Below are 21,243 nucleotides of genomic sequence, written 5' to 3' on the forward strand. Positions count from 1 at the left end.
ATGAAACCTTTTAAAATACCACTACTCAAGAAAATAATATTTGCCATTGTCTTTGCTATGTTGACCTACGCGGGATACAGGATGTATGATAAAAAGGTAAGTACAACTAAAATAGCCTTTGTCAACTACCAGGAGTTTCAACTCTCCCGAATAAGTAGGTCAAATAAAAACAGCTGGATTAAAATTGATGTACTTGGAATGAACGAACTCGACAAGGTTCGGGACTATTCGGCGGTATTTATATTTGGTCGGGGTTTTCAGATGTCCCCTGAACAGATGGAACAACTTCAAGCTGCAGGCTATGCAGGAGTAAACCTGTTTGTGGAATCGGCCACCAATCCAAATGTGGATGTAACCAATCTAAAAGGAGCCGTTTTAGATAATGTAACGGATTATTTTAAACATGGAGGTACTTCTAATTACGCCTATCTTTTGTCCTATGTACGCAAAGAAATGGATGGTAAAACCTGGTTTGTAGATGATCCTGAAGCCCCAAAATCTATTCCTAGAGATGTTTTCATTCATCTGGATGAAAATGTTGTTTTTGAAGAGTTTGGAAAGTACAATCAATACCTCACTGAAATAGGAGCGATCAAAAGTGAGCAACCAAAGGTGGCCCTGCTCACAAGTGTTCCGGGACCCTTCAATGCCAATAGGGAACACATCGATGATTTAATTCGAATGATGGAAAGTAGAAACTTGAATGTCTATACCATCAGTGCTGCTACTAAAAGACTAGATTTCCTCAAAGAAGTAAATCCGGATATTGTCATTTTAATGCCGCATGGTAGACTCACGTTGGGTCAGGAAAAAGAAGCCATCGCTTGGCTCAAGGAAAAAAACATCCCATTGCTCACTCCTTTGAGTGTTTTTCAGCCTTATGAAGAATGGGTGGATGACCCACAGGGTTTTGAAGGCGGATTACTTTCCATGAGTGTGGTATTGCCTGAATTGGATGGAGGCATTAATCCTTATGCAATTATAGCGCAATACGAAGATGAAATGGGCTTTTTATCCTTTCAAGCCATTCCTGACAGACTTGAAAAGTTTGGAGATATGGTAGAAAAATGGCTGGCCCTGAAAGCAAAATCAAACAAGGATAAAAAAGTAGCCATATACTATTTTAAAGGCCCTGGACTTAATGCCATGGTTGCCGCGAATATGGAGGTAGTTCCTTCCATTTACAATGCATTGGTTAAACTCAAAGAAGAAGGATATACAGTAGAAAACCTGCCTGATTCAGCCGATGAATTATGGGAAATGATTAAAACCCAAGGTTCGGTTCTTGGTCCCTATGCAAAAGGGGCTTTTGACGATTTTCTGAAAAATGGAAACCCCGCTATGGTAGAAAAATCACTATATGAGCAGTGGGTGGCAAAAGATCTTGAAACAGAAAGTTACCAAGAGGTAAAGCAGAAATATGGGGAAGCGCCAGGTGAATACCTTTCAAGCCGTAAAGGGGACAATGAGTACATTGCTATAGCCAAATTACAGTTTGGAAACATTGTGCTCCTCCCTCAACCCTTGGCAGGATTAGGAGAGGATACTTTCCAAATCGTTCATGGAACAGACAGTCCTCCTCCGCATCCTTATATTGCTTCTTATTTATGGACCCGCAATGCATTTCAGGCAGATGCTATCATTCATTGGGGTACACACGGAAGTTTGGAATTTACTCCCGGTAAACAGGTTGGTTTGTCAGGATTTGACTGGACAGATGCTCTAATTGGTGTTACGCCTCATTTTTATGTATATACTATTAGCAATGTAGGTGAAGGGATTATTGCCAAAAGAAGGAGCTATGCAACTACCTTAAGTTACCTTACTCCGCCTTTTATGGAGTCTGAGGTTACCGGAGATCTCAAGCAACTAGGAGATAAACTCAGTGCCTTTGTGGGGGCTAAAGGGCCCGTACGCGAACAATACCGAACTTCGATTGGTGATTTAGCCATTGCCCTTGATTTACATACTGATCTGGGATTGGACAGCCTTGGTGATTTTGATGATGAAACCATTTTCCAGCTTTCAAATCATATAGAAGAGGTGCGGAATTCCAAAGTCACTGGAGGATTGTATACCATTGGTAATAGTTATACCATTGAGCAATTAGACAATACCACAGAATTGATGGCCCTGGATCCAATTGCTTACAGTTTGTCCTTTTTAGACAAGCTAAACGGGGAAGTAACTCAAAAACAACTTGACAATCAGCTGTTTTTTTGACCAAAACTACCGCAAGCGTGCAAAAGCCGTTATAGCAAAATTGAGCGAAAATCATGAAGTGGACAAGGTTTTGGCAAGCTTGGTTAAACCTAGTGATTTGGCTTTAGCAAAAGCCTGGAAAAAAGGTAACCAAGGCATGTCTGATGCTGATATTGTGAAGGGTTTTATTAGCATGGGTGACGAAAAAACCAGTAAAGGAATTCCTGACAATAAAGGGAAAAGTGGTGCAAAAGGGCCTACTGAAAAAGAACTGAAAGAGCTTCAGCGATTGGTAATAGCTATTTCACCGCATCCGGAACGGGTAAATTTCATCATGAATTTAACCTCCGACAAACAGTTTAAGCAAAGTTCCTCCATACTGGATCCCCAAAGCCTGGAAAAAGCCAAAACAATAGCAAAGGCAATACCCGCTATGGCAAAAGCTTTGGAGATAGGACAACAAAAAGACGTCTATGCTTTGCTCAAATTGATGCAAAAGGAAGCATTAAGGCAATTGACTTTTGAACTTCTGCAAGACGATGGACTTGCCGAGCAGGTAGCCATAGAAAAGGAGCGAGCAGATAATATGCGAATAGCTCAGCTAACAAAAAAGGATTACATCAATTCACTGGAGCTAGTAAGCCAAACCAAAGAATTAAAAAATCCTACTCGAACTGAGCTTCAAACTCATCTGGTACAGCTGAAAACTTACTTGGAAAATTGGCAACTGATAAAAGAAAAACAACCGGAAGCATTGACTGCTTATTGGTCACAAACAGGCTTTGCAGGCAATCTAAAGGGCACAATGGACAAGCTGGAATTAGAGATTTTGGCAAGGGATAGGCATGAAGAAGAATATGCAAGGGCAGTATTGAATATTGAACAGGCTGTTCGGTCGGTTGGAAACTACCATAAGGAGCTTACAGAAAGTACAAGTGCAGAATTACAAGCAATCCTTACAGGCTTGAAGGGTGGCTATATTGCCCCATCACCTGGAGGCGATCCTATAACCAATCCTTCAACCGTACCCACGGGGCGTAATCTATTTTCCATTGATGCAGAAAAAACGCCTTCACCTGAAGCCTGGAATCTTGGTGTTGGGCTAGCCAAAACCTTATTGGAGGCGCATCAGGAAAAGCATGGTAAATTTCCACAAAAAGTGAGCTTTACACTCTGGTCAGGAGATTTCATAGATACAGAGGGAGCCATGGTCGCACAAATATTTTATTTATTGGGTGTTGAGCCAGTGAGGGATCCCTTCAAACGGGTGGTTGATATTCGATTGATTCCTTTGGAAGAACTCGGAAGGCCCAGAATTGATATCATAGTTCAGACCTCAGGTCAGTTTCGTGATTTGGCTGCTTCAAGAATGTTTCTGATCAATAAAGCGGTAAAAATGGCAGCTGGAGCAGAAGACTCCGAACAAAACTACGTAAAAGCGGGTGTGCTTGCTGCAGAGCAAGTCATGAAGGAAAAAGGAATGTCTCCCAAACAAGCTCGCGAATGGTCAACACAACGTGTATTTGGTGGCGTAAATGGTAACTATGGCACCAATATCATGGGAATGGTAGAACAGGGCAATGGTTGGGATGACGAGCAGCAAGTTGCAGACACCTATATAAACAATATGGGCGCCATTTATGATGAAGGTGAAAATTGGGGAGCCTTTCAAAAAGGGGTTTTTGAAGCTGCTTTACAAAATACAGAAGTGGTGGTTCAGCCTCGGGAAAGCAATACATGGGGAGGCCTTAGCCTGGATCATGTGTATGAATTTATGGGAGGTTTAAGTATGGCAGTGAGGTCTGTAACAGGAAATGACCCAGATGCTTATTTTAACGATTTCAGGAATCCTTCAAAGGCGAAAGTTCAAGGTTTAAAAGAAGCCATTTGGGTAGAAGCAAGATCTACGCTTCTCAACCCCAAGTACATCAGTGAATACATGAAAGGAGGAGCTAGTTCTGCGGAGACATTTGCAGAAACTTTTCGGAATACTTACGGATGGAATGTGATGAAGCCTGCAGACGTTGACGATGCGCTTTGGAACAATCTTCATGACGTGTATATCAAGGACAAGCTGGAATTGAACGTACAGGACTTTTTTGAACGTGAAAATCCCTATGCTTTACAGGAAATGACAGCTGTGATGCTCGAAACCATTCGAAAAGGGTATTGGAATGCTTCCGAAGAGCAACTTGAATCACTCACCAGCCTCCATACCGAGTTGATCAGCGAATACAAAGCCGGATGTAGTGGATTTGTATGTAACAATGAAGCCTTACAGGCCTTTATCACTGAAAGCCTTTCGGAAGAAGCAACGGCTGAATATGAAGCCGCTCTAAAATCGGTAAAAACACCTCAGGATATAGAAGAAGGAATGGTGATGAAAAAAGAAACAATCGCTGAACGTGTAGAAGAAGAATCCCTGGATGAAGACAGAAGCTTAATTGTATATGGACTCATTGGTCTTATTTTCTTGGTCTTTGTCGCATTGATTATCAAAAGAAGAAAACAAGATTAATATGGATTTAGTCCTTCAGCTGCTTTTTGCATTGGCTTTGCTAAGCACCATCTTTCAGATTAGTCAGTGGAAAACCCCGGGGATTTTGCTTGTAGCATTTGCTATAGGATTAATTGCTTATTTGCTGTACCCATGGACGGTTGCCCAAAGTAAAGAGCAAATGAATACATGGATGCAAAACCCTGTAATAATGCAGAATTTAGCAGTTATTCAGGTAATGGAAGGATTGCTGTTTATCGGCATCGACTTATCGATATTAAAAAAATATTTTGGTCAGCCGGTAAACAGGTACCTAAAATATGCAAGCTATTTTCCCGGTCTTTTTTGGATTGCAGCAGTGTTGTATACCCAAATGGTCAGTTTCTATTTCTTTTCAGGAATTGACTTTGAAACATTGGCCATCTATTTCTCCCTTGGTTTGATAGCTTGTTTTATAGCGGTTCCTATTACCATTAAATCCATTCTTCCTGAGCATTATCTTAGGATGGAATTGCGCTATATCTTAAGCTTTGGGCAAATTCTCGGTAGCATCATCATCACCATATTCTGCCAGGGTTTGCCTTATAAGCCTCAACAAAACAATTATGATTTAACCTCCTTTCTGATCGTTTTAGCCTCGGCCATTTTAATGGTCTTTCTGGGCTGGATATGGTCCCGTTTAGGAGAACAAATAAAAAATAAATGGAAATACTAAATAAACTATTGTACTGGATTTCTACCGGACTCATGCTTCCGGTAATCGTCGTTTTGCTCTTTTTGTTTTTAAAATCCTTGCTTGCCATCGGTGGATTTTATGGAGACTATGTTGCTCGATTAAAGGCCTTTAAAACATTGACTCCTTTTATCAATGAAGTAGCGACGACAAGCCTTGAGGGGAAATCAGTTCCTGAAGGTAAATTACCTCAATTTGTCTATTTAAAAAACCTGCTTGCCTCAAGGCATTCTGCGGTAAACCGTGAAAAAACCTTAGCAGATTTTGAGTTGGAGATGACCAAACAATTAGGGACAATAAAAACCATGTCCAAGTTGGGACCTGTTTTAGGGTTAATGGGAACATTAATACCTATGGGACCTGCTTTGGTAGGTTTGGCTTCCGGTGATATTGCCTCCATGGCAGAAAACATGCAAGTAGCCTTTTCTACAACAGTAGTAGGACTTATCGTTGGGGCTGTTGGCTTTATGCTAACCGAAGTGAAACAGCGTTGGTTTGCCAAAGACCTTTCCCAACTCATTTATATTTCAGACCTAATCACAGAAGAGAATGAGACAGAGAAGAAATAGTTTTTTAAGTCAAAAAGCAGACGATGATCCCATTTCCTCCGTGGCCAACCTTTTTGATGTGGCCATGGTATTTGCCGTGGCACTGATGGTTGCTTTGGTTACCCGTTTTAATATGTCCGAAATATTCACTCAGGAAGATTTCACTATGGTAAAAAATCCGGGGAAGGAGAACATGGAAATTATCACCAAAAAAGGGGAGGAGATCACCCGATACAAGTCCAATAAAGACTCCAAAAGTGAAGGGGATAAGGGCAAAAGAGTAGGAACCGCCTATGAATTGGACAATGGAGAAATTATCTATGTGCCGGAGTGATAGGATTTTATACAAGAAAACCAATAAGGTTTTTATCCCTACACTATAATTTCCTTTAATGTTTTGAAACTAATTAAGATAGAGAATTGGGTGGTATTCCTGCAGAAAAAAAGCAAAAATACCACCCAATTCATTGTCTAACTCTTAAATATTAGGAAACGATTAGGGCTGCAAAGTTTTATTTCGGTTTATCAATCCGGTAGTGAAAAAGCCATTACGGATCCGGCTGTGTTTTTGGAATCCCCTCCAACGGAAAGTACGATGTACTGCTTCCCATCCGCTGTATAGGTACTTGGATTGGCATTTGCATACCCAGGTAAATTGATTTCCCAGAGCTTTTCACCCGTATCCTTGTCAAAAGCCCTAAATTTTTTATCCCGCGTTCCTGCTATAAAAACAAGTCCACCGGCAGTAACTGTCGGTCCACCGGAACCGGCTTCACCAGTCTCTTGCACACCTGTCTGTAGCTCAGGCTTATTTCCCAAAGTGACGCTCCATGCGTAGTCTCCAGTATTTAAATTAATAGCATGAAGCATGCCCCAAGGTGGATTGATACCAGGTCTTCCTTCTGTATCCCTGAAATATCCATAAGCCGTGAGGTTCAGGTAACGTGCTAGGCTGTCTACGGATTGGGTTTCAGGAGATGCTCCCTGATTGTTGTTGATTTCTTTCAGAAGGGTTTCCTCTTGCTCGGGATGTCCCTTATTTTCGTTCTCGAAGAGGTAGGCCAGGATAGCTTCTTCCTTTGCTTTGTCAGTAATAACACTGGAAAAGCTCGGCATTTTACCTCCTCCCTGCTTTATTTTGTTAAGCACATCTCCTTCGCTGATTCGGCCTTTTAATCCCACTAGGGAAGGATTCCCCTGCTCGTCTCCATTTCGGTCCCTGCCATGGCAGCTTACACAATAGGTGTTATAAATCGATTCTCCCTGCCTATAAACGGATAGATTGGTGATGGCGTTTTCTGGCTCCACCTTTTTCAAGAGCATGATTTCCGGTGAATTATATGATCTGACATATAGGAGGCCAGTAGTGGCATCAAAAGCTGCACCGCCCCAACTTGAACCCCCGCGTGAACCAGGGAACTGCAAGGTTCCTTGTACGGAGGGAGGAGTAAAAAGCCCCTCATAGCGATAAGAGCGAAATAGCTTCACCAGCGTATCCCGAGAAGAAGGGGAGTAATTGGCAAGGTCTTTTTCGTCCAAATATTGCTTGGTATAGGGTGCTGGTTTTAGCGGAAAGGGCTGGGTTGGCCAGGCCTCTTCACCAGGAACATCGGATGCTGGTACAGGCCTTTCTTCAATCGGGAATAAAGATTCCCCCGTTTCTCGGTCCAATACATAAAGAAATCCTACTTTAGAAGTTTGGGCTACAGCATCGATTTTTTTGCCATCATGTTCTACGGTAACTAGGTTTGGAGGTGCGGACAAATCATAGTCCCACAAGTCGTGATGTACTGTTTGAAAGTGCCAGATATAATCTCCGGTTCGGGCATTCACCGCTACTACGGAGTTGCCAAATAGGTTCATGCCTTTCCGGTCTGCACCATAATAATCGTAGGCAGGAGATCCAGTAGCCATAAAGAGCATTCCTCTGGAGGCATCCAAACTAAATCCTCCCCAGCTGTTGGCTCCTCCGGCATACTTCCATGCATCCTTTGGCCATGATTCATAACCTACTTGCCCTGGTAGTGGGATGGTATGGAAAGTCCAGGTCAATTCCCCAGTACGCACATTGTATGCCCTCACATGGCCAGGTTCTGCACCATAGAGTTCCGAAACCTCCGTGCCAAGAATCAACAAATCTTCGAAAACAATTCCCGGTGAAGTGGGTATTACCGAGATTTTATCCGGATCACCCCGCATTCCTTCGTTTAAGTTTACCCTACCTTCGTCACCAAATGAAGAGATTGGCATTCCAGTGGATGCATCAATGGCAAAAAGTTTATCGCCACCAGTAAAAAGAATGCGTTTGTCAGAACCATCTTCCCAATAGGTTACTCCCCGTTTGACTCCACCTCCTCGTTCCCCATCAAAGGGATCAAAACTCCACTTCAATACACCTGTGACTGCATCGACTGCAAATAGCCGTCCACGGGCAGAGGTGGTGTACAGGACATCTTCGATGATGATCGGATTGCTTTCGCTGTTCTGTGCTCTGTCCCCAGCAATGCTGTCATTGGGTTCGAAAACCCATGCCAGGGCAACTTTGGAAACGTTTTCCTTGTTGATCTGATCAAGAGGGGAATAGCTACTGCTCTCGGCGTCGGCTTTATAAACACCCCAATTGGAATAGGCATCCTGCTTTTCCGTACAGCTTCCAATCCCTAATAGTAACATCCAGAGAATAAACCCAGAGGTCAATGGATAGCTTTGTTTTTTGGTTTTTATTGAGATGGCAGCTTTCATTTTACAGTTTTATAGCATTTACAGCCTGTAAATTAATAAAGTTTTGGCAAACTAGAACCTAGTAATTTACTTTACCACTTTTGCCCTGATTTTAGTGACTTCACTCGGAGTGATGGCACTGGCTTTGTTTCCCCACCTGCTTCGAATATAAGTGGTTATAGAAGCTACCGCAAGATCATCCAGGATATTGGCATGAGGTGGCATATAACCGTTGAATGTTTTTCCCCGAACCGTGATCTCGCCCTGTATGCCGTTTAAGATAGCCGTGACAAGGGGTTCCACCTCTCCATTCACCCGCTCAGATTGGGCAAGGGGAGGAAAACGATTATTGTCCCCTTCTCCATTGCGCTGATGGCAGGTAGCACAATAGGTATTGTAAAGAATTCCACCTTCAAGCATAGAGCCTTTATCCAAATTGTCAAGTCCCTCTACCGGTGTTTTGATATAGGTTTTATTTGCGGTCAATTGGTTCATTTCATCCAGTTGCTTTTCCCCAAATTCCTTTTTGTTTCCCTTATACATGACCCTCCAAATTTTTCCTTTGTTCGAATCGGATATATAAAGGGATCCATCTGGGCCTTCAGCCAAACCCATGGGTCTGTATAGGGCATCTCCCGTATTTTCTACTGTATCTACTCCGGCAAAACCATCAGCAAAAACTTCCCATTCACCGGCTACACCATCTGTTAAGGGAACAAAGCAGACAATAAATCCAGCTTGAGGATAGGGAGATCGATCTGTAGAACCGTGAAAGGCGACAAATACGCCTTGTTTGTACCTTTCTGGAAATTGGCTTCCCTGATAAAAAAGCAGGTCCATAGGCGCCCAGTGACCTGGAAACCCAATTACTGGATCATCAAAGGCAGTTGCTCTGTCAACAATAATTCCATCACCACCATATCCGGGCGACAATATATTTTTTCCTTGCAAATGGTCATAATACGCATATGGCCAGCCAAAATCTGATTCTTCCGTTATTTTAACCAAGGTTTCGGATGGTAAGACAGCTGCCTGCCAAGATGAATATAGCTTTGGGTAAAGGGTGTGAAAATTGTCTATTCCGTTGACTATCGCATAGAGCTGGTCATCCAAAGGACTCCAGGTCATGCCCACGATGCTCCGGAGCCCGGTGGCAAATTTGATACCATCTGTCTGAACTTGACCCTCTTTGTTTGCGTCAAACTTCCAGACGCCTGCATTCATCTCCCGTTCTGGACTAGGATCCAGCCCCTTTCCTTCAGGGGTGCCCGTTGGTCCATAGATTTCGATATCCTGACCTGCGTCAGAAGGTGATCCGAATGGGATATACATATTGCCCTTTCCGTCAAAAGCAGCGGGCTTAGTAGTGTGCCAATTTCTGGCCACATTTGGGTGTGTATCGGTCAGAATGACTTCTGTTCTGCTGCTAGGGACTAATTCACCTGGGCTTAGCTTATTTCTCAAAACCTGAGTTACCGTACTGGTATAGAGGTATCCATTGTGGATGGTAACTCCCACTGAAGAACCACCTACACTTTCATAGTCTCCAAACCGTACTAGGGAGTCTGCTTTTCCATCCCCATTGAGATCTCGAAGACCAATGGTGCCTCCCTTCTTATCTCTGGAAAAGCGGAGTTTGGCATAAATGTCCCCATTGTCATTGACTGTGATATGGCGGGTTGGGCCGGCACTGTCGATGACCACCAGGGCCTCAAATCCCCCAGGGATGATTAATCCACCATTGTCTACATCAGCAGCAGGTAATTCTCCTTGCTTATTTTCGCAAGAAAAGCTAATAAGTAAAACGATGAAAAGGCTGTAATTCCAATACTTTTGGCAAGTGCCAAAATTCGAATAAACTAATGTGGTCAATCTATGTAAGCGGGGCATGGTTTGTTAAGTCTTTAAATGGTTGTTAGCATTTTGAACCGGTAATTTAACCTTACTAAACCTAAAAATCCGCATCAGTCTTGCCATTTTTATTCAATCTTTTACGGTGGATGGAGATTTTAGTCGTTCCAGCAGTGGATTTCACCTGGTTAAAATGCATTGTCAACTCTATTTTGTTGGATAATCCTCCGTCTGTTTTATTAGTGTTATAATTGGGGAAAATCCCACTCTGTTCCCCTAAATGGGGGATTTTGTTTTTCAGGACTGCTAAGTACGTTACTAACCTTCCTACTTGGTCAGACCGTTTATAACTACCAATTCAGCCATGAAATTCCCATTTTCGCAAATCCCCCTTGACAAGGGGGCAAGGGGGATTTTTTAGCAATCCAAAGTTAAAAAGAAGTTTTAGGAACATCATTTTGCAATTCCCAGTCATCTATATAAGTACCTATTTCCTGTAGAACATAGGACATAGATTTCTTCACCTCCTTATCCAAAAACCTTAGAAAAAAGAGATCCTTTTTCTCCAAAATCAATTGCCGTTTTTGGTCTTTAACCACTGATTCAGGATAAAAATGACTATCTCCATCAATTTCGATTACTAATTGTAATTTCTTACAGTAAAAATCTACAATAAAATCTCCTAATGGCTTTTGCCTATTGAAGGCATAGCCTCGAAATTGACGACCTTTTAGTTTTTGCCATAGTAAAACTTCGGATAGCGTTGAATGAGTTCTTAAGTCTCTAGAAAATTCTTTTAAATTTATATTGTAAGGGACAAAATGCATGGTAAAATTTAAAAATTATATGCATATTTTCTAGATTTCTTCTTTAAAAACAGGTTTTAGTGTATAAATTTTTATTATTTTATTTAATATTATTCACCTAAAAATCCCCCTGACCCCCTTAAAAGGGGGATTTGTGCATGTTATATTTAGCGGATGCGGTCTACTTGCTAACTTTATCAGCCCGATGAATTACAGGAAATCAGCATAAAATACTCATTTCCAAAAACCCCCTTTGTCCCCCATAAAAAAGTGGATTTGTGTCCGTTTGAAGAGTGATTTAATAGATTTGTCAAATTCCATGAAGAATTCGTCAATAAGAATAAAATTTCGGTAATTTGATTTCAGTTAGTATCAGGGAGAAAATAAGAGACAGCCAGTTTACTTTATTCCCCTACAACAACTCCATAAACTTAATTTTTATAAAATTCATGCCTTCCATCGAATCTGAAATTCTTCAATGTACAGGAGCTACATCTATTAGGAATACAGCACATGTGCAGACCTTATGGAGTGGCTATGGCACGATTAAACGTTATACATTGGAAGGAGGGGAGCACGCTTCGGTTATTGCCAAGCACATTCAGTTACCGGATACCGGCAATCACCCTAAGGGATGGAATTCGGATTTGTCACATCAGCGAAAAATTAAATCCTATGTGGTAGAAAGCTATTGGTACAGTCACTATGCCCAACTGACGAATGCCCATTGTAAGGTGCCTAAATTACTGCATGCCGACACGGAGGAAGGTCGACAAGTTCTAATTATGGAAGACCTCAACGCCTCGGGCTTTCCAATTCGGTTAGATCCAGAGACAGTTTCACTAGTTGCCGCCAAAAACTGTTTGAGTTGGCTGGCTCATTTTCATGGAAAATTCATGCAAGTCCAGCCCAAAGGACTTTGGGAAATAGGTACCTATTGGTACCTGGATACAAGGCCTGATGAATTGGCAAAAATGAAGAATAAATCCCTAAAGCAGATGGCTTCAGCCATTGACCGGAAGTTGAATGAAGCCAGGTTTCAGACCTTGGTACATGGAGATGCCAAGGTGGCGAATTTCTGTTTCGGACCCGGAAATCAGGTGGCAGCTGTTGATTTTCAATATGTGGGAAAAGGATGTGGAATTAAGGATGTAGCTTATTTTATAAGTAGTTGTTTTACTGAAGATGCCTGTGAACGCTTTGAGGAGGAACTGCTAAATCATTATTTTAATGTACTTGAAACGGCAATGGATAAGACTATTGATTTTCAATCTGTTAAGAAAGAATGGTCAGCACTCTATAAATACGCATGGGCGGACCTTTACCGCTTTCTGGATGGCTGGAGTGATGGTCACTGGAAGATGCATGGATATAGCAAAAGCCTTACAAAGTCAGTATTGAAAGAATTAAATAACGTTTAAATGCTAAATAAAACAACCTAAGCACACTTTGCCAAAGCGCCATTAACGCAAGCATAGAAGCTGGGAAATTGATTCAATCGCAAGTAGATCAACCTTATACCCAACAAGAAAAGCAAGGAGGAGACTCTAAGGCTTCTCAGGTGGTGACCGAAGTCGATTTCAAGGCACAAGAAATTATCTTACAGCATTTAAAATCAGGCATTGACCAACATGACCTGGGACTACTTACAGAAGAAGCGGCAGATGATCAATCCCGATTAATTAAGGATTATTTCTGGTGTATTGACCCATTGGATGGCACTTTGCCCTTTACCCAACAGCGAGCAGGTTATGCCGTTTCTATTGCACTTGTCTCCAGATCGGGAGACCCTGTGATCGGAGTAGTCTATATACCTGATGAGGATTTGTGTTACAGTGCCATCAGGGGAGAAGGAATAATGCTAAATGGTAAACCTTTTAACCTAGATAAAACTACCTATGATGATTCATTACATGTTTACTTGGACAGAAGCATGCAGGGCGGGAGTTATTTTCAAGACCTAAAAGACAAGATAAAACAATGGGCAGAAGGTCAGAATTACACCAATGTTAACTACCATGTTGGTTTTGGTGCTGTTCGGAATTCCCTTTCAGTTTTGTCTCATAAGAATGCCTGTTACTTTAAATTTCCCAAGCAAAAAAAAGGAGGGGGGAGCATATGGGATTTTGCAGGCACGCGTCTTATTTTTGAAGAGTTGGGTTTACCGGTAAGCAATATTAAAGGAGAAAATCTACACTTAAATACTCCAGAATCTACATTTATGAATCAGCAGGGGGTGGTTTATGCGTCTGCTGAAGGCATTGCGGAGATGGTTATGAAATTCAATCGAGCGTTTGATCATGATTCGTTTTAACTCAAAATTGATGGTTAGGTCAGGGATGATGACAAATGCTCTCTTATAAACTGTTTAATATATTTTAAAAAAATACATAATCCTCGGGCAAGCCCATGAAGGATTAAAATAATCTATTTTGATTATTTTTTCCACCCTCAATACTTTTTTTTAGTTTCTGTTCATTGAGATATGTGGGAAAACTACATTTTATAAATATTATAATCTTTCAATTAAAATATTTTACATAATAAAAATACAAGGATATACATAGGGTTTACAGTTTAATTTTTGTAGCTTATTATTTATATAAGTAAATTAGGATAATTTTTAGTATAATAAACAAGGTTATACCAAGGATTTTTTTTTGAATAATTAATATAATAATCAATCAGTGGTTAAATATTTTAATTAATTTTTACTAACAAATAACAACTATGAATCAATTAACAGATACCCTCAAATTCCCTCATGTTTCAGAAACGCAACGAGCAAATTTAAAAAACTATTTGGAACAAAATAACGCTAATGGATTCGAAGGGAATAGTGGAATTGTAAAAGGCAATTGTTTAGAATTTGAATTTGATTTCAATCCAAAAAGTGATGTTTTAGAGATTAACCCGAAGATTTATCCTGAAAACCTAGCCAAACTATCTCCTGAAATAAGAAATAAGGCAGCATTCAGGCTAATCTCTAATATTATGGGAGGTAGTGGAGCACTCAATGCCATGGTTTTGGCTTCATCAAACGGTTATCCTAGTCATCCAGGTAAATATGGGGTCTATGATTATGTAATACCTTATATAGTTAATAGTTCAGGTCTGGATTTCACATTTTCTTCTCAAAGTATGGATCATGGAACTGTTAGCTCTAATTTGTCAACGGTGCTTAATACGTCAAGTACGGATTCCGTAGAGCTTTTTGAAGCCGATAGTAGTAAACTTTCAGGAGTTGGAGTTGGTGGCACCGTCGTCTACCAATGGGGAGATGGACAAACAATAATTACGATTCAATTTTTCCTCAACACTATGTTTACCCATAGTTTTACAGTTGGAGCAAAAGGGCCTGCAGCCTCAAAATTAAAAATAGTGATTACAAAAAATTCTCCTGTAGTAAGCGGTTATACTTACTTAGATCCAGTAATTACCATAACTCCAGCTTAGTTTTTTGCTGTATAAAAGAGGGTTAACACGCCCTCTACACTCTTTTCTTACCCAATAAACCTAGTCATGAAAACAGATAATAATGGCCCTAGAAGTGATGCATGGGGGATTAATTTGATAGATCCTGAAATGGTTAGTCATCAAGGGAAAACTATACTTATTGCGAGAGGAGAAAATGTAGCCTGCAATACCTTATATTTTCGAGTATTTGATCCAAAAGAGGCCATAGATAAGTTGGATTATCTGGCTTGGAATGGCTGGTATAAATTTAATTTTGATATTGGGACAACCAATCAGGCAGTCAATGTTAACTTTGAAGATTCAAAAACTCCGCCTCAGCTTAGATTGGCAGGTATGGATTTAATTACCGTACCCTATACGGTAAACTCTCTCAGTGCAGCAGATAGCCCTTTTAGGGCATACAGTGACGGGAAATTCATTTGTATATTCCGTCAATCTGAGCATGGTACACTTTTCATGAATAGGCTAATGCTTGCTGAATTCTCTATTGATGTGAACGGTAAGTCCCAAGCACGTTTTGCTTTAGAAAATGCCTGGGAGGTTAGGTATAAATATAGTGGTTATAAGGATGTCCCAGGAAGTGATGTAGACAATCAATCTTATAAAAACCCTACGGGAAAACCTTTTATAGAACCTACATGGGAATTTGAAAAGATATCAGGTATAACAGATGGACTATTTTGTGTGTTGGAAATACCCACAGGCGCGCAGGATAAAAAGGTAATTTATGTTGCAGTAAATACGGGTAGCAATATTCAGCTTTTCAAAATAAATAAAAACAGTGAAGGACAGATTGATTATTCGGATTCAGGTAAAACCTTTAACCCTATTATTCCTTTACTGGCAAAAGATTCTACTCCATTGTTACCAATTAGCGGATTAGCCCCCGCTTTAGCTTTTTATGGTGAGCAGGAAGTTACGCAAACCTTAAATGAGGAAGATGCCGAATTGCAGCGATTAGGAAGAGTAGTAATGTGTATACCAGTAACAGGTGCAGGACTTACTCAGGCAATGGCTATTTTTGATTATTCTCTGGATGCCACAGGCAACATATCCAATATTCCTGTGAACAAACAAACCGTTCCTTTGGTAGATGGTAAACTTAAAAATTCTATTTTTCAGGCAGATACTACTTCATCAACCTATCCAAATTCGCAGAATATTTCTGAAACAATAATGATTGTTGATAATCTGGTGGTAAACACTATGTTACTTGGTCAGATTGAACCTAATGGAACACCCAATCTCTACGTAGGGGACGATGGACTACTTCACCTTTATTATGGAGGACCATTGCCCGCATCCCCTTCTGGTTTTTGGTCTAGCCTCGACCCCAATTCACCACAGGCAATGGTTGCTCAGTTAGACACACGCGTAAACCATATGCAAATTTTGATTCCTTGGGTATCTACTCAGCTTACTGAACAAGCTTCTGGTAATGTTACATTTAACGCTGCATTAAGTGGTGGGGTAATGATAGGGGCAACTGTAGTTGTTACTGATACTAGTTATAATGCTTCGGCTCCAGTAGATCTATGTGATATTCAGGTTACCTACCCAGCTATTCTAAATTTACCAAATGAAACATGGGTTGGCGTATCTAGAGATGTGAAGGTTTTAGCTCAAATATTGAACGGAGAAGCCACTGATGATTCTGCAGACCCTAATGCAAAATCTGGTGGGAGAATCTATTTTGATTACTCAAGTCTAAATAGCATGGTGCGTATTCCTTTAGTCGGAATATCATCACCCTTGACTACAGGTCCTTATACTCCGAATTTGAATTTTGTTTCTTCTTTGGAGGATATAGCATTAAAAAGCCTTATTGTAAGTGGAAGTGGAGCAGATTTAGATTTTACTTTTGGTTTTAAAATCAGCAATGTAATTATATCAATCAAATGGCAAGGAGTGCCTGCTGAGATAGATACTTATAGCGATGTGTTTTCTGGCGTAGCTGGTCTTAATACTTATGCTTATCCTTCCGCGAGTACAAATACCTCTCTTTGGGCTTTAAACACCTCAGCGCTACAAATAGATGCCCCACTAATATTCTACCCAAAAAGTGGTACTGGAGATACTCAATTAAGTATAGAAATTTCACAAGGTAATAGTTTGAACCAGGTGAATGCAAAATTCAAGTCAAGCACAGGGACAGTAAATGTCAGCAATATTCCAGCAGAAATAACCAAATTTATTGCGGCCTTGAAAGCAGATAGTCAGTTTCAAGCTTTAAATCTTGGAATTGCCAACAAAGGTGCATCTGGAAATGTATTGATTACTTCTTCACAGGTATCCGCTATGGGTTTAGCGGATACCACCGTATTGTTTGACCTTCTTCTTCCCAACTTCGAGCTTGCTGATACTACGGTTGCTCCACAAACTTATCAAGCTGGAAAACAAAAACACTATTTTTCAGAGCCTTCTAAATCAAGTATAGTAAAATTGGTAGGGTTTTATGTTTCCTATGATCAGCCTAGTGGATATATCCCTGGCTTTATTCAAAACAATAACATAACCATTACTCAGGCAAATAGAACATTAAACACGGAGACACCAGAATTACATTCTGCATTATGGGTGCGTCAGAAACCTCAAGCGGCCTGCACCTTTACTCCGACAGAAAATGTAATTATTCCTATTGAGGTCAATGGAGTACTACTTCCTGAAAGCATTAATCTCCAACCTCAAAATGAGTGGACCATGGAGACATGGGTAAAACCCTCAGGAAGCCAGCAGCAGCAAATTGTTAGTTTTCATAATGGAATGGAACCTGTAAATCTTGGTTCTCCTAGTTTGGATTATGCGGTTGGAATGAAAGGACAGAAGGTTTTCAAGTTTAATAACTATAATAAAAATCCTAGTCAATTAGATTCTGCCTATTTGCAAACTGGGGTTAGTAATATTGCCAGTTTTTACCAACCTAATGAATTTACTTGGGAATGTTGGGTTCAACCAGAAGCCACACCTGCACCACCAATTGGCAGTGGAACGATACCTTTGGGTATTATTTTTCAGATTGGTTCCAATACTACTTATCCTACTTTTAGTATTGGCTTGTCTGCAGATAGACATTTGTATATCAGAACATTAGACAATTTAAACCAAAGTCATGATTATAGCACCACTAATGTATTGCCCTCAGTTGGTTTAGATGGCTTTCCCATATGGTCTCATCTAGCTTTTGTTGGCACTATTGAGCCTTCAAAAAAATGGACAATAGAAGTTATTTTGAATGGGCAGCTTATGCAAACATTTACGGATGTCAATTTTGCCACTTCAGGTACCCCAACATTAATTATTGGTGGAACTTCTATTGGAAACACCAGTATGTATGGACAGCTGTCTCAATTGCGTTTTTGGAATTTTGCACGCACACTTTCAGAGATAAAAAGAACCTGGTTAACCAGTTTAACCGGAAGTGAGTTTGGCTTACTTGGACTTTGGAATATGGATGTTTTAGAAGAAAAGTCAAAAGCTAATCCAAATGATAATTCAAAAACGCAATTATTTTTTAATAAAGCATTTATTACAGGACACCTTTGGGACGCAGTTCTAGTGCCAGGTTCCCAAACCACCAAAATGATAGATGATAGTTTTTTTCTCTCAATTATAGCCACCATAGGAGGTTTGCCTCCCATTGAAGCTCCCGCGTTGGCAATTAATGGAAATTGGAACCACATCGCTTTGACCTTTGAAGCAGGAGGAGCCTTAGATATGAACCTTGGTACTGGATACAATCAGGGTATTTATGATTGGATGCAGTTAGAGTCATCCGAATCGCTTAGCCCAAATGCTAGCTTTGCTGTTGATGCTTGGGTAATTGTTCCAGCAAGCATTAATTTGCCTGGAACAATCATTTCAAAATGGGCCAAAGATGATAAAAATGAAGACAGCAGTTTTAAATTATCTGTTTCTGCCAATGGATCACTTGTATTTGATGTAGTTTATATCAGTTCAAATGAAGGAGCTACATCTAAATTAAGCTTTAATTCTACAAAATTTAATGTTGCAGATGGAAAACCACATCACATTGCAACTGTGTTTGTTACAACACCCATGATACCAGAGAAAGAGGGCGGTACTCCGAAAAAAGAGGCTACTTGCGGGATACAACTTTATGTGGATGGTGAAATTGATGCGAATGCATTAACGCAGGTTGGCGATATAAGTAATGTGATGGTAAATGCTATTCAGGACGATATATTGATTGGACGAGGTTATTTGGAACCTCAAGGTACTCAACCTTCTCCTGATGAAGATATTTTATTTTTTAAAGGTACCCTGGGTCAGCTTCAATTTTGGAATATTGCCCCAAGCAAAGAACAGTTATTTCCGGAAAACTATCCCCGTATTCCTAAACTAAGAGCCACCAATGGGTTGGTAGGTCAATGGAATTTTCGTGAGCAAGAAGGTTTCTTAGCAAAAGATAGGATAGGGGGTAATGACGGAACACTAAGTACCTCTTCAATGTGGAGAACCTTGTCTTCTACATCTAAATTCCAGGTATATTCCAATGGGGTAGCTATTGGCTCATCAATACCATTTACTGATCCTTTTTCATCTGGAACAACGAACCAGTTATGTATGGGAAGTTCAGAAAGTGCAGTAGTGGGCCTCACCGGGGAAATTGCGCAATTAAGCTTGTACGATTCTGTACGTAGTATGGAAGAAATACAGGCCCAACAATTTATTCCAAGGAGTGGGTCGGAAAGAGGTTTGATTGGCTGCTGGAATTTCTCTGAAGGTGGAAAAGATATCACAGGTGGGAAAAACAACGCAAGTCCTGAAATCCTTTCAAGTCTATTGATTAGCAGTGATGCTCCTTTATCTAATGAAGGACCTTATGTACAAAATGTATATGGAGGGATTACAACAGAGTACAGCGAATCTACCCCAGGGAAAATTGCAGTAGGTAATTACTTTGATGTTTCCAATGCAGGAACAAATAGCCAAAATGCTGTTTTGAAAAGACAGTATATTTTGGATCCAAACTTCACCTCTTCGCGTCCAATACAGATCGGTGAATTGGACTTGATTTTTGTAGGTCAGGTACAAACCGATCCTACACTCATAGGGTACATTGAAGGTGCCCCACCAGTACCCAGCGAGAACTTAACAAGACCGTATTATCTTTCTCCAGGTGGTGGACCATATATGAGGTATTTAGATACAAGTACCGTGTCTTTAATTCAGGAATCCTCCGAAGAAATTGGTTTTTCAAGTACTTCCAATTCTGCTACTGAAGTGGATGTATCTGGAGCATTTGGCATATTTGGAGCTAAAGCTAAAGTAGGAACTTCTTTGGGAACAGGGTTTTCAAATTTTACAAATGAAACAGTTTCTTTCAAAACAGTGGGCCAGCTAGTTGGCAGACTAAACACAACTATTGGAACAGTCAAAAATGAGTCATTCAGTAGCAATTGGGGAGTAAAGCAAACAGACACCATGGGTTTTAGTGGTGGTTGGGAAAATGAGCCTTATTTAAATCCTACGGTTGGGAGACGTTTTATTCCTGATAATTTGGGCTACGCCATGGTGGAATCTCTTACAGGCGATTTATTCTCAGTAGTATTTAAAACAACGAGGGCTTCTTTAGGAACCATAGTCATTCCCAATCTCGATATTCCACCAGATCGAAATATAATGCTATTCCCAATGGACAACAGCTATACCAAGGCGAGTACACTGGATGGAAAAATTGGCTTAATGAATGATCCTGACTATCTGCGTGCAGATATAGAACGTGGGAGCTATTTTAAACCGGTGGAAGCTTATGCTGTGCAAAATCAAATTAAGAACAAGCAACAAAAAGCACTCGCATTTGCAGCTCAGTATGATGCAATTAATAAAGGAAGGACAGGTAATCAAAATATGGATAAGGTGAAACAGAACCTGGCTTCTACCTTAGAAGAAGACCCTTCTAGTAACAGTATGTATAAGATGATACCTGCTCAAGGTATAGTGAATAAATTTGTTTGGACAGCTGATGGTGGAATTTATTCAGACCAGCAGAATTTTGGAGCCAAGGCGAGTAAAACGTACACCGGTTTCAGGAAAATTGGTGGGGGAGGAGGAATTAGTGCAAATGGAGAGTTTTTTGCTAATTTGGGATTTGCCTGGTCTTTTGATATTATGGCAACCCATTCGGTACAAATTGACGTTGGCAAAACAGAGGAAGTGAGCCAGAATGTTACCCTAGAATTGAAAGTTGAGGGAGAGGCTTTCTTACAAGCGTGGAATCCCAAAAGCAATAACAATGAGGGTGCTTATTCGGGTCAAAATGCACCTGGTAAGGTTAAAGCCTATCGATTTTCTTCTTTTATTTACCCCCAAATGATAAAAACAGCACCAATTTTAATTCAATTATAGATACTGATTGGCTTAATTGGTCTGCTGACCCCATGGCCA

11 protein-coding genes and 1 pseudogene are annotated in these 21,243 nt (G+C 40.5%); 9 read left to right on the plus strand and 3 right to left on the minus strand.

Going from position 1 to position 21,243, the window contains the following annotated elements; genetic code table 11:
* The 5 genes from ADICYQ_RS23680 to ADICYQ_RS23700 are packed head-to-tail and all read left to right on the plus strand — an operon-like array spanning position 1 to position 6,314.
* A complete protein-coding gene (locus tag ADICYQ_RS23680; RefSeq protein ID WP_051160347.1) occupies positions 1-2,223 on the plus strand; it encodes a cobaltochelatase subunit CobN in 2,223 nt (740 codons plus the stop codon).
* The gene (locus ADICYQ_RS23685) at positions 2,201-4,720 is read left to right on the plus strand and encodes a cobaltochelatase subunit CobN (protein WP_051160348.1); all 2,520 of its coding nucleotides are present in this window, start codon (positions 2,201-2,203) and stop codon (positions 4,718-4,720) included. The genes ADICYQ_RS23680 and ADICYQ_RS23685 overlap by 23 nt, the downstream gene beginning before the upstream one ends.
* 1 nt (position 4,721) lies before the next feature.
* Complete coding sequence (locus ADICYQ_RS23690; protein WP_020891469.1) at positions 4,722-5,414, plus strand: hypothetical protein; 693 nt, start codon at positions 4,722-4,724, stop codon at positions 5,412-5,414.
* The gene (locus ADICYQ_RS23695; RefSeq protein ID WP_020891470.1) at positions 5,402-6,001 is read left to right on the plus strand and encodes a MotA/TolQ/ExbB proton channel family protein; all 600 of its coding nucleotides are present in this window, start codon (positions 5,402-5,404) and stop codon (positions 5,999-6,001) included. Before ADICYQ_RS23690 ends, ADICYQ_RS23695 begins: the two co-directional genes overlap by 13 nt.
* Positions 5,982-6,314 (plus strand): DUF2149 domain-containing protein, encoded by a 333-nt coding sequence (locus tag ADICYQ_RS23700; protein ID WP_020891471.1) that lies wholly within the window; start codon positions 5,982-5,984, stop codon positions 6,312-6,314. The genes ADICYQ_RS23695 and ADICYQ_RS23700 overlap by 20 nt, the downstream gene beginning before the upstream one ends.
* A 191-nt stretch (positions 6,315-6,505) precedes the next feature.
* On the opposite strand, the gene ADICYQ_RS23705 is transcribed toward ADICYQ_RS23700, so the two are convergent.
* The 3 genes from ADICYQ_RS23705 to ADICYQ_RS23715 form a co-directional block, all read right to left on the minus strand.
* The gene (locus ADICYQ_RS23705) at positions 6,506-8,722 is read right to left on the minus strand and encodes an outer membrane protein assembly factor BamB family protein (protein WP_020891472.1); all 2,217 of its coding nucleotides are present in this window, start codon (positions 8,720-8,722) and stop codon (positions 6,506-6,508) included.
* 66 nt (positions 8,723-8,788) lie between these two features.
* Positions 8,789-10,591: a PQQ-dependent sugar dehydrogenase gene (locus tag ADICYQ_RS23710; protein WP_020891473.1), complete on the minus strand. Its 1,803-nt coding sequence runs from the start codon at positions 10,589-10,591 to the stop codon at positions 8,789-8,791.
* 392 nt (positions 10,592-10,983) lie between these two features.
* Positions 10,984-11,379 (minus strand): endonuclease domain-containing protein, encoded by a 396-nt coding sequence (locus ADICYQ_RS23715; RefSeq protein ID WP_020891474.1) that lies wholly within the window; start codon positions 11,377-11,379, stop codon positions 10,984-10,986.
* Positions 11,380-11,714: 335 nt separating this feature from the next.
* Here ADICYQ_RS23715 and ADICYQ_RS23720 point away from each other — a divergent pair, with 335 nt between their 5' ends.
* The 4 genes and pseudogenes from ADICYQ_RS23720 (at position 11,715) to ADICYQ_RS23735 (ending at position 21,204) form a co-directional block, all read left to right on the plus strand.
* Complete coding sequence (locus ADICYQ_RS23720; protein WP_235114882.1) at positions 11,715-12,779, plus strand: phosphotransferase; 1,065 nt, start codon at positions 11,715-11,717, stop codon at positions 12,777-12,779.
* Positions 12,780-12,811: 32 nt separating this feature from the next.
* Positions 12,812-13,672 (plus strand): annotated as a pseudogene (locus ADICYQ_RS23725) (3'(2'),5'-bisphosphate nucleotidase CysQ family protein); the annotation flags it as partial.
* Between the two features lie 416 nt (positions 13,673-14,088).
* Positions 14,089-14,814, plus strand: a complete 726-nt coding sequence (locus ADICYQ_RS23730; protein ID WP_020891477.1) for a hypothetical protein — start codon at positions 14,089-14,091, stop codon at positions 14,812-14,814.
* 66 nt (positions 14,815-14,880) lie between these two features.
* The gene (locus tag ADICYQ_RS23735; protein WP_020891478.1) at positions 14,881-21,204 is read left to right on the plus strand and encodes a LamG domain-containing protein; all 6,324 of its coding nucleotides are present in this window, start codon (positions 14,881-14,883) and stop codon (positions 21,202-21,204) included.
* Positions 21,205-21,243: the final 39 nt, after the last annotated feature.

Source organism: Cyclobacterium qasimii M12-11B, assembly GCF_000427295.1.
In the GTDB taxonomy this organism is placed as follows: domain Bacteria; phylum Bacteroidota; class Bacteroidia; order Cytophagales; family Cyclobacteriaceae; genus Cyclobacterium; species Cyclobacterium qasimii.